The organism is Tepidisphaeraceae bacterium (assembly GCA_035998445.1).
Lineage (GTDB): Bacteria > Planctomycetota > Phycisphaerae > Tepidisphaerales > Tepidisphaeraceae > DASYHQ01.
Map to the genome: position 1 here is coordinate 1 of DASYHQ010000045.1, position 16719 is coordinate 16719.

The following is a 16719-nucleotide window of genomic DNA, read 5'->3' on the forward strand; positions in this document are numbered from 1 at the left end:
CACGCTGAACACGCGCTGGTTGGCGCCGGACATCACGGGCTCGACGAAGTGCAGGCGTAGCGTGTAGTTGCCATTGGCAACGCTGCGGTTGAATCCGAAGTCGGCGCCCCAGCGGCGGTCGTAGTACAGGCGATCGTCCGTCGTATCGGCGACGGCAATCGTATAGCTGCTGCTCGTGCCACCGCTGAATCCCGTGGTGCTGGCATTGTCACCGGCCGCCCAGACCTGCCCCTGCGCATCGGTGTAGGAGGAGCCGCCGGCGTTCACGCGGAACGTCGTCCCGGCGGCCGCGGCGCTGGCGGACATCACCGACAGGTCCTGCGACGCATCGTGAGCCGCGGGGTCGCCGAACGCGTGCACATCGGCACAAAACAACTGGCGGGCCTCCAGGCCTTCGACCACCGGACGTGACGCGCGATCGAGCGCAGCGAACATCGCAGCCTTATGAACAAACATCTGCATTCTCCCGAGGTTGCTAAAACAGAAATGACACCCACGGTTCGGGTGAGGACGACGTGAGACATCCTAGACGTGAGATATCGTACCAGTATCTCCCATCTGGCCAACGGCAAATCGGCGCGCGCAACGGTAGCGTGCGAGCCACCATGTGGTGGCCTTAACGGGCCGGTAGATGCCAAACGGTAGCGCAAAATCGGCGCACCGAACGCGACCGTAGCCGGTGATTTGTCTTGACTCACAGTGGGCGGGGCCTATCCTCTAGACCCTCCTGGTCCCCTTTTACGTGGGTAGTCTATAGCCGAAAATTGGCCGTTACGCCGACCATACCACGTTCGTTAGAATCTCGTCCCTGTCCTCCCCCGGCTCCGCATGGTGCAGAGTTGGGGTACCCCCACAACACGCCGACCGGCAAAGGGGAAGGTGTGTTAAAAAATTCGGAGAATTATTCGTGACCTCACGTACGTCCAAGAAAATCGCGTCTCCCCTGGCTAGCGCCGTCCGCTCCGTCGTCGAGCCGCTCGAGGGGCGTACCCTCTTCGCCGTCAACCTCCCCTTCCAGCTCGACTGGTCACCGTCGGAGACGCGCAGTGGCTTGGCCGGCAACAACGGCGCCGAGACGGGGTTCGAACTGGTGAACGGTCCGGCGTTCAACGCGTCGCTTGTCAACGTCGACAGCGCCAACGGTGACCTGCGCCTCACCTCGACGCCGACCACGCCGTACGACGCGACCAACTCGCTGGTCAACAACCTGGTCAACGAGTTCGACGCCGGCGAGCAGTTTTCGGTCACGACCCGCATTGAGGACCTGACGACCGCGCTGGCGACCTCCGGTCGGCAGGCGGGGCTCTGGTTCGGGCCCGATCAGGACAACTACGTGAAGCTGGTCGTCGTCTCGACCCCCAAGGGCTCGCGCCTGCAGTTCCAGGACGAACGCGCGGTCGGTCCGGTGTCGGTCCACACCGCCACTACCGCCCAGACCTTCACGACGCTCACCGGCACGATCGAGTCGGTCGAGCTGCGCCTCGACGGCACCCGCAACGCCACGACCGGCGTGTCGACGGTCGCCGCGTACTACAAGGTCAACAACGCCCCGACCTTCACGAAGCTGCCCTTGGAATACACCTTCACCGGTGAGCAGGCTGAGCAGTTCTTCAATGAAGAGTCGCGCGCCGGCATCGTCGCGATGCACCGCGCCAGCTCGTCGGCTTATGCGTTTGCGTTCGACCGGTTTGCGATCACAAGCGTTCCGGGCCCCGGCGGTCCTGTCTTGTCTCCGAGCGCCACAGACGCGTACTACAACGAGACCATCAACGACTCCAGCACGTCGGCGCAGACGTTCACGTTCACCAACACTGGCACGACCGCGCTCACGCTCGGCGGCAGCGCCGTCACGCTGAGCGGCCCGAACGCCGGCCTCTTCACGATCGTCAGCAACACGCTGCCCGCCACGCTGGCCGCGGGCCAATCTGGCCAAGTGCAGGTCGCGTTCCGCCCGACCGGTAGCGACAACATCGCCAACCGCGGCTTGAAGACCGCGACGCTGAACGTAGCCAGCGCCACCGACACCGCTTCGGTCAACCTCCGTGCCCTGGCGACCGCGGTCAGCGGTGAGGACGCCGAGCCGTCGCTGCAGCGCGTGCTGGACCTGTACCAGATTCCGATCGTCACCGGCGACACCGATCCGGACGATGCCGAGCTGTACGACGATGAAGAGCCGCTCGCGGCCGTCACCGACGAGGTCGCCGCCTCGCGCCTGGTGAAGGCCGGCGCCGGCCCGGTGACGATCGAGACGCTGGGCGCCTTCGCGGTGCCGGAGAACGTCTCGGTGCGCCTCGGCTACTACCGCTCGGGCAGCCCGCTGGAGCGCACGCAGCTGGGCACCATCAAGGGCGACGACTCGCAGAGCGTCAACGCGACGCTGCAGGGACCGACCTCGTTCGACCCGGGCACCGGTGCGTTCAGCCTGTACGGCACGTTCCCCGGCAACTCGGCATCCGGCACACGCTTCATGAACGCCGACGGTGGTGGCACCGGCCTGGCCGCCGGTGGCTCGCCACGCGACGTCTTCGCTGAGGACCAGCTCAACACGTGGGACCCGGCCTCGCCGCACAAGATCCGCTTCTACCCGCTGAAGGATGCTGGCGGCGCCGTGGTGCCCAACGCGTACGTCTTCGCGATGGAAGAGTACGACCTCGAGTTCGACAGCAACGACTACATCGGCATCATCCGCAACGTCAGCATCGCGCCAGCGGCCCCCGAGATCGGCGTGGTCAACCCCGATCCCGCGCCGTTGGCGAACGTGCTGACGTTCAACAACATCACCAATCGCGACCCGGCCGATGTCAACGCACCCGACAACGTCGTTCACGACGTCGTCACGCTGAAGGTCCACAACACCGGCAGCCAGCCGTTGAACATCAGCACCATCGCCGCGACCGGGCCGTTCCTGGTAAGCCAGCCTGGGCCCGTGACCGTGGCGCCCGGCACGTCGACCGACGTCACCGTGACCTTCACCGGCACCGGTCTCCCCGCCCTGCAGACGGGCGTGCTGACGATCGCCTCCAACGACCCCGACGAGCCGACCAAGACCTTCGACCTGCGCGGCATCACGCAGGACCGCAGCGAGGGCACCAACGAGCGCGACCTGCAGACGATCGTCCAGGCCTTCGGGTTCGGCACCGTCACCGGCACCCCGGGCCAGCTCAACACGCTCGGCCAGCCGACACCGGTCGGCGACGAGATCATCAGCCCCTACTGGACCAGCGCCGACGGTGGCGAGGTCGTCGTCCGCCAGCTGGCGGCGTTCCACACGCAGGGCAACCAGTCGACCATCCGCTGGTTCACCCAGGCCGGCACCGGCGTCGGGCAGGCCGCGGCGCCTGCGCCGTCCAACCTGCGGGCGCTCAACAATTCGGCGTCGGCCACGGGCAACGACATCCTGGTCACCTGGACCGACAACTCGACGACCGAGACCGGCTTCCAGATCGAACGCAGCACCAACGGTGGCGCCTACAGCGTCGTCGGCACCGTTGCGCCCAACGTCACGACCTTCACCCACAGCAACCAGTCGGCCGGCACCACGCACAGCTACCGTGTCAAGGCGATCGCCGGTGACGCCGGTGGCATCGATACCGGTTATTCGAACACGGCATCGAACGGCAGCGTGCTGTCGCACGTCGGGGTAGACGCCCAGTCGTTCTACCCGCGCCGCGCCAATGCCGCGACGGGCTACCAGCCGGTCGCCTATTTCCAGCCCGACGCGCCGTTCGGGTTCCGCTTGGACGAGGAGAACAGCGACGACTCGCTGAACACGCAGGAGAACGACGACACGACCGCCACGCCCCACCGCGTGCGGTTCTACCCTGCCAAGACCGAAGCGGGCGTCGTGATCGCCAACACCTACATTGCCGTCATGGACTTCAACGGCATCAACTACGACTTCAACGACAACATCTACCTGATCAGCAACATCGCCCCGGCCAACGCCGTGGCCGCCCCCACGGCGGCGGCGGCGTACACGGACGCCAGCGGCGCCTTGAACCTCGACTGGGCCGACAACGTCGAGGCCGGCGTCACCGGGTACAACGTCTACCGCTCGACCGACGGCGCGACGTTTGCGCTGTTGAACTCGGCACCGTTGACGGCGTCAGCGTTCGTCGACTCGACCGCGGTCGCCAACACCGCCTACACCTACCGGGTGACGGCGATCGGGCCCAACGGTGAGTCGCTGCCCCGCACGGTCGCCGTCAACGCGACCGGTGGGTACTCGACGTTCGCCGTAGGCACGCTGACGCTGGCCCAACCGGCCACCGGCAGTCTCGCCGAGCTGACCGGCCTGACCTCGGCGGTCGACGTGTTCGCGAACCAGTAACGACTGGTGATCCCCGGCCCCCCTCGGGCCGCGCGGTCATCGGGTTCATCGGATCCTCCTTCACGGGCCCGGCAGGCAACTCCTGTCGGGCCCGTTTTCTTACGCGATGAAATGTCGCGCGTGCGCATGCGAGTCGGCGCGCAACGGGCGGGTGATAAAATTCCGGCCGTATCTGTTGGAAATGTGCCTGGTGCTTCAGTACGTTGCGCGGCACGCACCTCGGTGGCGCACGGGCGGCGACAGTGAGGGACACCTACACTTACCGCATCGGGCCCCGCGCCCGGGAAGGACGTTAGAGCGATGAAACTCCACCACTTGCTTGTCGTTGCCTGCCTGCTGGGCGTCACCAGCGCGTTCGCCGCCACGCCGGCCGAGGACGAGGCGCAGATCAACCGGCTGGCAGCCAAGATGCGCACGACCGCCGAGCAGCACGGCGCCCGCGCCAGCGCCGCCGAGCAGGTCGCCGTAGACGCGGGCACGCGATTGTCTGCGCTGGCCGACGCCAACGCGAAACTCGCGCTGGAGGTCGACCGCCTTCACGCGCAGCTCGCCAAGGCCCCCGGTGCCACACCGTCGAAGGTGTACGTCGTGCCGGCAGGTGGCGACATCGCCGCCGCGCTCGCCAAGGCCAAGCCAGGCGACGCCGTGAACGTCGAGCCCGGCGCGATCACCGCCGGTTTCGTTGTGCCTGAGGGCGTCACGCTCGACCTGACCGGCAGCACCTTCGACGGCAAGGGCGCCAAGGCGATCGGCCTCGTTCGCCTGGCCAAGAACGCGACGATCATCGGTGGCACGATCCGCAATTTCGCGGCTGAGAACGAGCGAAACAAAACGACCGTGATCATCGCCGGTGACAACGCGACCCTGCGGGGCACCACGCTGCAGGACTGGACGGCCGGTTGCCCGATCAGTTGGAACCTCGTCGATCGCCCCAGCTTTATCGACGTGACGATCCGCAACATCGCCGGGTCGGCCTACCTGGGTGGTGGCGGGGGTGACGACGGTGACAAGACCGTCGTCGGCCCGCTGTTCGAGAACTGCACGATCGCCGACTGGAACCAGGGCACCGAAGGTGGCGAGAGCGGCATCGGCGTGAACAAGATCACGCGCACGACCGGTACGACCTTCCGCAACTGCACCTTTGAGGGTGGGCGCGGGCGCGCGATCTGGCTGGACATCAACAACCGCAAGTTCCTTATCGAGGGCAACACGTTCCGCAACCTGAAGCCCGCCAGGCACGTCTGGGACCCGATCGGCGTCTGCATCGAACTGAACCCCGGCGACGGCGGCGTTATCCAGAACAACACCTTCGAGGGCTTCACCAAGGCCGCGACCGTCAGCATCGAGGAATCGTCCGACATCGTCGTGCGCAACAACAAGCAGAACCCCGACGCGTTCGGTGAGGTCCGCAACATGCGGAACCCAAAACGCGATTCGGGAAACCGCACCTACGGTTACTGGGTCACCGAGAACGGCAAACGCGTGCAGAAGTACGTCGAGGTCGAACTGAAGAACGTCCTGTTCGAAAACAACGCGGGCGGAAAGTGGACCCACCTGTCGATCCCCAAAGATTTCGGACCGGATCCCGATGCACTCCTGAAGGCGCAGAACGTCGTCTATCGCAACAACAAGTAGGGAACATCTGGAATTCAAACGGAGCTGTTTGGGCGTGTTCAGTTCAGCTGAGCACGCCGTTTCCGTTCCGCGGGCGCGTCTGCTTTCAAAACGCTTGTAACATTGACGTGCACCTCTACACCCACCTTGTAAGATTGTGAAGGATCGATACAATCTTCACCCCTGTTGGCACCCGCGCAACCCTTGCGCACAATGACTGAGATCACGAGTAAGAAAAAGGAACCATCCATGCCCGCAACCGGACGCATTACGCAGGTCATCGGTTCGACGTTCGACATCGAGTTCCCCGAAGACAAACTGCCGGCCATCTACAACGCGGTGAAGATCGAGGGCAACAACGATGGGCAAGCCATCCGGTTGACCGGCGAGGTCGCCAGCCACTTGGGTGGTGGGCGCGTTCGCGCCGTGGCGCTCGGCAGCACCGACGGCCTCCGCCGTGGCATGGACTGCCTCGACACCGGCGCGCCACTGAGCGTGCCGGTCGGCAAGGAGACGCTCGGCCGCGTGTTCAACCTGCTCGGCGAGCCGATCGACAACCGCGGCCCGGTGAACGCCGAGGCGAGCCGCCCGATCCACCGTGAGCCACCCGAGTTCATGGATCTGACCCCCAAGGCCGAGGTGTTCGAGACCGGCATCAAGGTGATCGACCTGCTCACGCCGTTCCTTCGCGGCGGCAAGGCCGGCCTGTTCGGTGGCGCCGGGCTGGGCAAGACGGTCGTCATCCAGGAACTGATCGCCCGTATCGCCCAGCAGCACGGTGGTTATTCGGTGTTCGCCGGCGTGGGTGAGCGCACGCGTGAAGGCACCGACCTGTGGCTGGAAATGCAGGAGGCCGAGATCGGCAGCACCGGCAAGCACGTGATCGACCAGACCGTGATGGTCTTCGGCCAGATGAACGAGCCGCCGGGTGCGCGTCTCCGCGTCGCGCTGTCGGCCCTCACCATGGCCGAGTACTTCCGCGACGAGAGCGGCGCCGACACGCTGCTGTTCATCGACAACATCTTCCGCTTCACGCAGGCCGGTTCGGAAGTGTCGGCGTTGCTGGGCCGCATGCCGTCAGCCGTGGGTTATCAGCCGACGCTGGCGACGGAGATGGGCGAGCTGCAGGAACGCATCACGTCGACCAAGCATGGCGCCATCACGAGCGTGCAGGCCGTTTACGTGCCCGCCGACGACCCGACCGACCCCGCCCCGGCCAACGCGTTCGCCCACTTGGACGCGTTCATCTACCTGGAGCGTTCGATCGCGTCGAAGGGCATCTACCCCGCCGTCGACCCGCTGGCGTCCGCCAGCCGTGCGTTGTCGGCCGACATCGTGGGTGAGGACCATGCCCGCATCGCCCGCAAGGTGCAGACGATGCTGCAGCGCTACCGCGATCTGCAGGACATCATCGCCATTCTGGGCGTCGACGAACTGAGCGAAGAGGACAAGCTGATCGTCAGCCGCGCCCGCAAGCTGGAGCGCTTCTTCAGCCAGCCATTCATCGTCGCCGAGCAGTTCACCGGCAAGAAGGGCATCTACGTGAAGCTCGCCGACACCCTGCGCAGCTTCGAGGAGATCATCAGCGGCGCCGCCGACGATCTGCCGGAACAGGCCTTCCTGTACGTCGGCAGCATCGACGACGTGCGGTCCCGTGCCGCGGAGATGGCGAAGTAACGCTGACCGCTATAAAGCGACAGAATCGGCGGGCGTTCCTGACCAAGGGACGCCCGCTTTTTTATTGCCTTGTTCCCACGTCGCGCAAAACCAAGCCATCGGCTAGCGCATTGACGCCCTTTCTCATTGGCGGGTATGTTCAGCGCCCGTTCCATTCCGACCTGATCCGCATTCGTGAGTCCGGGGAGCCTTCCATGACATATCGGCCGACGTCGAACCGCGCCCGCGCGCTTGTGGTGGTGGAAGGGCTGGAGTCGCGTCAACTGCTCGCGGGCGACCTGCCCGTGTCGCTGCACGTGAACGCCGGCGGACCGGTGGTCGCGGATTCCGTTGCCCGCACGTTCGCCGCCGATGTCGGGTTCACCGGTGGCACCGTCGGCACGCAGGCCGCCACCGATGCCCAGGGCTTGCCCGCCGATGTGACCTACAACAGCTTCCGCGCCGGCACGAGCTTCAGCTTTTCGCACGCGCTTGCCGACGGCAACTACGCGATGTTCCTCCAGTTCGCCGACGCGGCGGTCACCGCCAGTGGCAACCGGTTCTCGGTCGTCGCCGAAGGCAAGCAGATCCTGACCGACTTCGACCCACAGGCCGACGGCGTCGGCGTCGCGGCCGCGCGGGCGTTCGATGTGACGGTGGCGGGTGGCGCGGTCGACCTGCAGTTCAACTGCACGGTGGGCCACGCCGTCATCAGTGGCATCGTGCTGGTGCCAACGGACATCCCGGTGGAAGCGCAGCCGTATTCTTGGGCCGGGTTTGACGACGTGGGCCGCCAGGTGCAGTCGGCCAACACGTTGCGCAATATCGGCTCCCTCATCTTCCTCCATCGCAACGAGAACAGAAACAATTATCCTGCGATGCTGTCCGACTTGGTGGACGGGTCCACGTATCCGGCGATGTTCGCGAGCATGCGCACGGACACCCTACTGCCGCGGGGGGAACTGTCGACGCTTGAGGTGCAGGCATGGGCGGCGGTGCGTCAGGACTATATCTACATTCCGGGTCCTCGGCTCGACACCCCTGATCGCGTCGCCGCCTATGAGAACCCGGCTCGCGTCGCCGGTGACATCAGTGTGCTGTTCAGCGACGGGCACGTCGAACTTTTGGCCCGCGCTGACGCAGCGGCCCGGATTGGGTTCGACCTGAACGTGCCGCCCACCGGTGGTGCGCCCTTTCGCACTACACTGCGGCCCGATCCGCATTATCAGCAGAACGTCGCCAATCTGAACCAGATTGGCCGTTCGCTGCTGACGTTCGCCAACCAGAACCGTCAAACGTACCCGCTCACCGCTGGCCTGCTCGTCCATACCGGCGCGACCGCAGCGACGTTCCATGACCCTCGCGGCGAGACCCCGGCCCCACCGGCCGGCATGACGACGGACGAGACCCGCGCGTACATCGACGCCTCGACCGACTACCGTTTTCTCGCCGGCGGGCTGAGCGCGGGCCAAAGCAGCAACATGGTGTTGGCCTATGAAGATCCGGCTCGGTTCACCGACGGCATCTATAGCCTGTTCGCCAATGGTCGATCCGAGTTCCGCGAGCACCGGTGGGCAATGGAGACGCTGCGCCGTTCCGCGCTGCGCTACGAGGGCGGCGTCACCACAACCCGTCCACTGGCCGAGATCGCGGGCGTCAGCAAGACGATGACCGCCGGTGAAACCATTCGCCTTGCCGGCGCGGGCGTTCCCGTACGGGTGGCCCGGGCGGGCTCAGAGGTGCCGATCGTGGCCTACTCCTGGGACTTCGATTACGACGGTGCCACCTTTACGGCCGACGCGTCCGAGCAGGCCATCGCGTTCACGCCGCAGGCGATTGCGGGCAAGCCGGAACGAACCATTGCACTGCAAGTCACCGATGCGCAGGGCCGCAGTGGGATCCGGTCGATCAGCGTGACGGTCAACGATCCACCGCCCCCACCCCCGTCGCCGACCGTGGTTTTACAGGCTGAGACGGCCACGTTGTCCGGTGGCACGGCTCGGCAGAGTCAGCACGTCGGCTTCACCGGCGACAGTTATGCCGACTTCGCAGGCAGCGGGTCGGCCATCCAGTGGGCGGTGGATCGCACCGATGGTGAGACAACCACGCTCACCTTCCGTTACGCCAATGGCGACACGAAGAATCGGCCGCTCACGATTGTCGTGAACGGGGTGAGCGTAGGGTCGGTCGCTTGCGTGCCGACAGGGTCGTGGACGGCTTGGAAGATGGTGCCGATTGTCGCCAACCTTACCGCCGGCACCAATACGATTCGCGCCGTCGCGGGCGCCGCGGCGGGCGCCAACGTGGACGCGCTGACGATCGCGGTCGGCGACACGCCTCCGCCACCCACGGAGACGTCAGTCGTAAACCTTCAGGCCGAGACGGCAACATTGGCCGGCGGCACGAGCATCGCGACCCTTCACGCCGGCCATACCGGCGCCGGGTATGCAGACTTTGGCGGCAATGGCTCGTCGGCCCGGTTCTCGGTCACGCGCTCGGCCGCGGGAGCGGCACGTCTTGACGTACGCTACGCCAATGGTGGCTCGGCCAACCGGCCGCTGGCGGTGACGGTGAACGGCGTCGTGGTCGGCACCATCACCTGCGCGCCTACCGGGGCATGGACAACGTGGAAGACCGTGTCCATCAACACCTCACTTGCCGCGGGTGGGAACGCGATCGTGCTTACCGCTACGACCACCGCCGGTGGCAGCAACATCGACTCGCTGACGATCGTTGCGGTTGACCCGGCCACCCCGCTGCCAGCATCGCCTGTGACGATTCAGGCCGAGATGGCCACACTTGGTGGGGGCACGTTCAAGTCCAGTACCAACGGTGGTTACAACGGCACCGGCTACGCCGACTTCACCGGGGCCAACTCGTACGTGCAGTTCGACGTCCACCGTACGGCCGCCGGCGACGCGACGCTCGCGGTGCGGTACGCGAATGGCTCGACAGTGACGCGGTCGGTTCGGGTTACGGTGAACAACGCGGTAGTCGGCACGCTCCCCCTTGGCCCCACCGGGTCGTGGACCCACTGGGCCACGGCCTCGCTGACGACGGCTTTGCGAGAGGGAAACAACATCGTGCGCGTCACGGCCATCAATGACGGACCCAACCTCGATGGATTGACCATCGCTTGAACCGGTGCACGTACCGAAGCGAGCGCAGTGACTGGCCGCTTTCGGGAAACCTTCTATTTCGCCCAATTGGAATTTGCCCCCATCTTAGATCGCGCCGTCATATTTCTATTGTGCCGTCACATTTCGCAGCCCGAACCTGCCGGAAACGCCGTAAGCTAGGATGAGGTCGGTCAGGCTTCTTGACACTGCAGAAACCGCGGGGAAATAAGGATTTTGACCGTGCATAGATTCGGATTGATCGGTATGTTCTGCGTCTCCTAGGGTGTCACCGTTGCAGTGGTGATAGGACGGTTGGGGACTTGGCGAAGCGACCAGGTATCTGTGCGTTTGCCGAGTATCAAGTCTGACGAGGTTTTGTGATCACACGGTCTAACGTTCGTTTGGGGCTTCGCGCCCCGGTTGTCTTCGAACAGATCGAACCCCGCCTGCTTATGAGCGGCGTCGTGCAGGGTGGCGCGTTGGCGACGCCCGAGCTGACGCCCCATACGCTGGCGGACGAATCGGTGGCGTTGTCGCCAGGCATGGCGGCGGCGACGGCGTCCCGCACGACCAACGCCACTGCCACCACCACCACGCTCAAGCCACTGTCGGCGGCGCCGCAGCTCAGCAGCCTCGCGTCGGCGGCGAAGAAGCTCTACCTGAACTTCGTCGGTGGCGAGATCCCACCCGAGTGGTGGTCGTCGGCGTCGCACACGCCGGCGTACGACCAGGACGCCGACGCGACCACCTTCAACGACAGCGAGCTCGCCTCCATCACCGAGATCTGGAAGCGCGTGGCCGACAAGTACGCGCCCTTCAACGTCGACGTCACCACGGTCGACCCCGGCAACCGCAACGACAACCAGACCTTCAGCGTGATGATCGGTGGCGACGGCGCCTGGTACAACCCCGCGTACGGCGGCGTCGCGATGATCGGCGGCTTCAGCAACGAGTATTCCAACACCGCCTTCGTCTTCGCGGCCCAGGCCCCCTACTACACGAGCTTCCTCGGCAACATCATCACCCACGAGTCGGCCCACGGGTTCGGGCTGGACCATCAGGCCAACCTCTCGCTGCCGCCCGATGATTACTGGCACGAGTACAACCAGGGTGGCTACGACCCCACGACCGGGCAGACGGTCGGCCCGATCCTGGGCGATTCCAATACAACGCTCGCCGGCTGGTGGAACGGACCCAGCTCGCAGAACGCCGACGGCAGCGTCGTGATGCAGAACGACTTGACGATCCTCGGCACCACGCTCGGCTATCGTCCCGACGATGCCGGCAACGCGATCGCCAGCGCCACGCCGCTTGGCGAGGTGAGCAGCGCGGTGCTCGTGCGCGGCACGATCGAGACGACCACCGACACCGACGTCCGCTCGTTCACCACGCGCGGCGGGTCGATCTCGCTGAACGTCAACCTGAACGCCGAGTTCGCCAGCATGCTCTCGCCGCTCGTCGAACTGCGCAACGCCAGTGGCGCGCTCGTCGCCACGGCACAGGACAACGGTTCGTATCAATCGCTATCGGCGACGATCCCGTCGGGCACGTACTACCTCGTGGTCAAGGGCAGCGGCTGGGTGACCGTGGACGGCCCCAACACGCTCGACCAGTACGCCGACATCGGCACGTATACGATCGACGGCGGCATCGTCGGTGGCGTCGAACCGGCCGACACCGACCCCGACGACACGATCGCCGAGTCCAGCGCCCGCACCGACCGCCAGAAAAACATCGGTAGCAACGTCGACCTCGAATTGAACCCCGCCACCGACGTCGACATGATCGGCTTCAAGGTGACCGCCGGCCAGCGCGTCGCGTTCGACGTCGACTCGCGCAGCGGTTCGAACATCGACACGCACCTGCGCCTGTTCACCGCCAACGGCGTCGAACTGGCGAGCAACGACAACGGTCGGGAAGCCGGCGAGACGGCGTCGGGCTTCTCGTACCTCGAGCACACGTTCAGCACCGCCGGCACGTACTACGTGGGCCTGTCGCTGTCGCCCAACCGCAGCTACGACCCGAACGCGGGCACCGGTGACGTGCCGGCCACCGGCGCGACCGGGCTCTATCGCTTGCGGCTGGTGAACGTCGCCGTCACCACACCTCCTCCTCCGCCGCCACCACCGCCGCCCACGCCGACACCGACCGGTGCGGTGACGGAGCGCACGAACGCGACGAGCACCGCGATCAAGATGGGTGACGGTCGCGTGTTTAGTGCCGCAAGCGGCTTCACGGGTGGCACCGAGTCGTCGTACGGTTACGAGGTTGCCAACACGACCGACGACACGCTCTACACGACCCGTCGCTGGGGCAAGGATTTCGGCTTTGCGCGCAGCGTTCCCAACGGCACGTACAACGTGACGCTGTACTTCGCCGAACCGGTCTACAGCGGCAACGGCAAGCGCGTGTTCGATGTGTTCGCCGAGAACGGCAAGGTGCTGGCCGACTTCGACCTGCACGCCGTCGGTGGCGCCAAGAGCGCGATCGCGCGCACGATTCCCGTGACCGTCACGGACGGCCAACTGAACTTGCGATTCCTGGCCAAGGCCGACAATGCGATCGTCAGTGCGGTGATGATCGCGCCGCAGCTGGAGGCCGAGGTCGCCACGAGGGTCGGTCCGAGTTTCAGCACGCAGCACGCCGGCTTCACCGGCACCGGTTTCGCCGATTTCAATGCCGCCAGTGGCGAGTACGTGCAGTTCACCGTCAGCGCCGCCACCAGCGGCAAGTACCTGCTGACCTTCCGCTACGCCAACGGCGGCACGACCAACCGCCCGCTGGAACTACGCGTGAACAACACGGTCACGGGTTCCTCAATCCCGTTTGCCCCGACCGGCGGATGGACGACGTGGAAGGACGTGACCGTCGCCGTCGATCTGCTGGCCGGCAGCAACACGGTACGCCTGACGAGCATCGGCAGCGGTGGTGGTAACCTGGATTCGTTGGTGGTGACGTAGAGGCTCCAGCCCGCCCTGAGGGCGCGGCGCGGTCTGACGGATCGCGCGCTGGCGAAACCCATGTCATCCCGATGGGAGCCTAAGGCGACCTGAGGGATCTCCCACGGGCTTCAATCGTTCGTCATTCGAGATCTCCCAGGTCGGCAAGCCTCCCATCGGGATGACAGACACTTCCTTATCTCTCCCGCGCCGCCACAACGCTCACCGTACTCACCGAAAGCTCACCTCCATCGCGTGATCGCCAGTATCGCACCGCGATCGGCGCGATCAGCAGCAGGTTCAGCACCACCAGCGCCGCGATCAGTTGCATCATGGAAACCCAGTCCCCGCGTAGGCTGCCGCCAGCGGCGCCGAGGATCGTGTAGAACCCGACGCTGCCGGTGTTGCCCAGCAGCGTGCCGATCGCGACGTCGCGTGGGCGCAATCGCATGATGCCGAACGCGACATTGAATGGCCCGAACGGCGTGAAGTGCGCCAGCCGCGTCGCCATTACCAGGGGTATGCCAGTAGAGCCCAACCGGCGTTGCACGTGGCGTAACTTCGCCAGGACGGGCGCGATCTTCTTCATCGACATGCCGCGGATCATCCACTCGCTGGCCGCGGTGGTGATGTACGCCGCGATCGCGTTGCCGATCTGGCAGAGCAGCGTCGCCTGCAACGGCCCGAAGACGAACCCCGCCACCCCCTGCAACGGCCACAGCGGCAGCATCGTGCAGCCGACAAACGCGTACCCAATCAAAAACAGCAACGGCGCCGCCGTCGGATACTCCGCCAGCAGGTTCGCGATGCGCTGTTGATCCGTGATCGCGCGGCCGAACGGCGTTAGCAGCAACAGCCATCCCAATCCTGCCAGCGCCAGCAGGAGGACGACGAAACGAAGCAGTTTTTGTTTGGGGGAGACGCCCGGTATCACGCCGCGCATCGTACGCGGACCGACGCCCGCAATCGACCCGCTTTCTGCATCCCCGGCATTACTGGACTGGCCGCTTTAGCGGCCAGTGCTTTCGCCACTTTCCCACGCCATCTAGTTCACGATGAGTTAGTTCCCCTACCGGTTCGCAAACATCACGTTGCGCATGCCGATCCAGTAGGTCCAGAACAGATAGCTTGCCGTCGCGATGACTTCAGCGCTCAGCAAGTACAGGTACGCGACGCTCAGCTGAAACCCACCGATCTCCATCACGGTCGGCCGCATCCAGATGAACGACGCCGTGGTGATCGCGAACAGCATCGCCACGGGCAGGTAGTGCGCGTAGTGGAAGTCGAGGCACCTGCGCACCGTGTCCAACGGGAGGCGCAGCCCGCGATAGGTGGCCTCCCAGTGCGTCAGTCGCGCCGCAAGGTTGGTGATGAGCGCAAGTGAACCGACGCTGCAGAGAAAGCCACCGAGGAAGACCGCGTAGTGCTTTGGCGTACCGAAGCGCTCGCCGGAAACGATCAGCCAGTACCCGACGGCGGTGAAGCCGAACAGCAGCGACGCGATGATGGCGTGCGCGCGACCGAAGGTTCTGGCCTCGCCACGGCCACCGCGAACGCTGAGGTGCCGGAAGAACGCCGTCGGCCGGAGCAGCAGCGCGAGCGTGGTCGCGACGAACGCCGCAGGCCGACCTTTTGATGGCGATTGTTCCCACCGCGACAACTGACGGCCGTCGTTCACGCTGTCGCCGATCGGGCCACCGCATTCCGGACAGCGGCCGTCGTCGGGCAGGCCGTTCAGCGTGTAGCCACAGTGCTCGCAGAGCAGATCGGTGGGAGCGGGAACAGCGGGGGCAACTCGCGCCATGGTGATCGATCTTATGCGGACTGAACGGTCTAAGTCTCGCCGATTGTGTAGCCGCGACGCTTCACGCGCTCGGATGAACCCACGTCGGCGCCGCGCCGTCCCACACTTCCTGCTTCCAGATCGTCACTTCGGCCTTCAGCGTGTCGATGACGAACCGGCACGCCGCGAACGAGTCGGCCCGGTGCGGCGTGCTGACGGCGATCAGCACGCTCGGCTGCCCCACCGCCACCCGGCCCGTGCGGTGCAAAATCGCCACCTTCAGCACCGGCCACTGCTGACGCGCCCGTTGCGCGATGTCGCGCATCTGTTCGATCGCCATCGCCGCGTAGGCATCGTAATCCAATGCGATCAAATCCTGACCCGCGGCGTTCCGGTCGGATCGCGTTGTGCCGAGAAACACGTCAATCGCACCCGCGGCCGCGTCGGTGACGAACGCGATGGCGGCGGCGGTGTCGAGGGGATCGGAGGAGAGCTGGATCAGGTCGTGCATTGTTGTCCCTCACCCGCCGCTCACGGGTGGGATGGCGGCCAGTTCGTCGCCGTCCTTCAGCACCTCGGCGGGACCGGCGTAGGTGCGGTTGACGGCGTAGCCGGTGTGCGGCAAGTGCTCGGCCAATGCCGGCAACCGCTCGCCCAGCGCTACTGCGGCCGTGTGAACCGTCGCGCCGTCGGGCAGGTCCAACGTCAACTCCGGTGTGCCCGCAGCGTCGCGGAGGATGGCGAACAGTTTGACGTTGATCTGCATGCGTCTTCCCATCGAGTCGTGAAATCAACGTGCTACTGCCCGCGCAATTGGTCTTCACCCCACGAGCGCGGCATCCACTTCGGGTCCTCATCCGGCGGTATCCAGGTCGTCGAGACCATCATCGGCATGACCACTTCAAAGCCGGCCTTGGCGCGGTTGCGGTCGGGCAGGAAGGCCAGCACCAGCACGCCCACGAACCCCAGCAGGCCCAGCGCACCCACGCGGCCATGGTAACCCTTCGAGCGCGCCCGGCGGACGCAGCCGACCGTCAGCACGGGGACGCCGGCGAGGATCATCACCAATCCCAGCCAGAACGGCGCGATGTCCGGCCGACCGACCATCGCCATGATGAACGCGCCAGCAGACTGGGCAAGCAGGCCGCTGTGGATGCAGTCGGTGCCGCGCCGCCGCGCGATCACCTGCGGCGTCTCCTCACCCACGTAATCTCGATCTTTCCAGAACATGGTGGAAGTACCACCCAAGAGGAAGTCGTTCGATCCCCTCTCCCGGTA

General features: G+C 65.5%; 11 protein-coding genes. 5 read left to right on the forward strand and 6 right to left on the reverse strand.

Annotated features, from left to right (window positions below; all coding sequences use genetic code 11):
* The coding region (locus tag VGN72_16895) for a malectin domain-containing carbohydrate-binding protein (protein HEV7301047.1) at window positions 1-456 on the reverse strand (456 nt) is incomplete at its 3' end.
* Window positions 457-907: 451 nt separating this feature from the next.
* Here VGN72_16895 and VGN72_16900 point away from each other — a divergent pair.
* From VGN72_16900 to VGN72_16920, 5 genes are all read left to right on the forward strand, one after another.
* The gene (locus tag VGN72_16900; GenBank protein HEV7301048.1) at window positions 908-4330 is read left to right on the forward strand and encodes a choice-of-anchor D domain-containing protein; all 3423 of its coding nucleotides are present in this window, start codon (window positions 908-910) and stop codon (window positions 4328-4330) included.
* Window positions 4331-4630: 300 nt separating this feature from the next.
* A complete protein-coding gene (locus VGN72_16905) occupies window positions 4631-5965 on the forward strand; it encodes a right-handed parallel beta-helix repeat-containing protein (GenBank protein ID HEV7301049.1) in 1335 nt (444 codons plus the stop codon).
* Window positions 5966-6193: 228 nt separating this feature from the next.
* Entirely contained in the window at window positions 6194-7621 is a 1428-nt protein-coding gene (gene atpD, locus VGN72_16910; GenBank protein ID HEV7301050.1) for a F0F1 ATP synthase subunit beta, read from the forward strand.
* Window positions 7622-7815: 194 nt separating this feature from the next.
* Complete coding sequence (locus tag VGN72_16915) at window positions 7816-10740, forward strand: carbohydrate-binding protein (GenBank protein ID HEV7301051.1); 2925 nt, start codon at window positions 7816-7818, stop codon at window positions 10738-10740.
* Window positions 10741-11171: 431 nt separating this feature from the next.
* Window positions 11172-13679, forward strand: coding sequence for a malectin domain-containing carbohydrate-binding protein (locus tag VGN72_16920; protein ID HEV7301052.1), 2508 nt, complete (start codon window positions 11172-11174; stop codon window positions 13677-13679).
* A gap of 175 nt (window positions 13680-13854) precedes the next feature.
* Here the strand turns inward: VGN72_16920 and VGN72_16925 are convergent, their stop codons facing one another.
* From VGN72_16925 to VGN72_16945, 5 genes are all read right to left on the reverse strand, one after another.
* On the reverse strand, window positions 13855-14592 hold the full coding sequence (locus tag VGN72_16925) for a VTT domain-containing protein (GenBank protein HEV7301053.1): 738 nt from the start codon (window positions 14590-14592) through the stop codon (window positions 13855-13857).
* Between the two features lie 135 nt (window positions 14593-14727).
* A complete protein-coding gene (locus tag VGN72_16930) occupies window positions 14728-15462 on the reverse strand; it encodes a hypothetical protein (GenBank protein HEV7301054.1) in 735 nt (244 codons plus the stop codon).
* 61 nt (window positions 15463-15523) lie between these two features.
* Window positions 15524-15952: a molybdenum cofactor biosynthesis protein MoaE gene (locus tag VGN72_16935; protein HEV7301055.1), complete on the reverse strand. Its 429-nt coding sequence runs from the start codon at window positions 15950-15952 to the stop codon at window positions 15524-15526.
* Between the two features lie 9 nt (window positions 15953-15961).
* A complete protein-coding gene (locus VGN72_16940; GenBank protein HEV7301056.1) occupies window positions 15962-16207 on the reverse strand; it encodes a MoaD/ThiS family protein in 246 nt (81 codons plus the stop codon).
* Window positions 16208-16239: 32 nt separating this feature from the next.
* Window positions 16240-16671, reverse strand: a complete 432-nt coding sequence (locus VGN72_16945) for a hypothetical protein (protein ID HEV7301057.1) — start codon at window positions 16669-16671, stop codon at window positions 16240-16242.
* Window positions 16672-16719 lie beyond the last annotated feature (48 nt).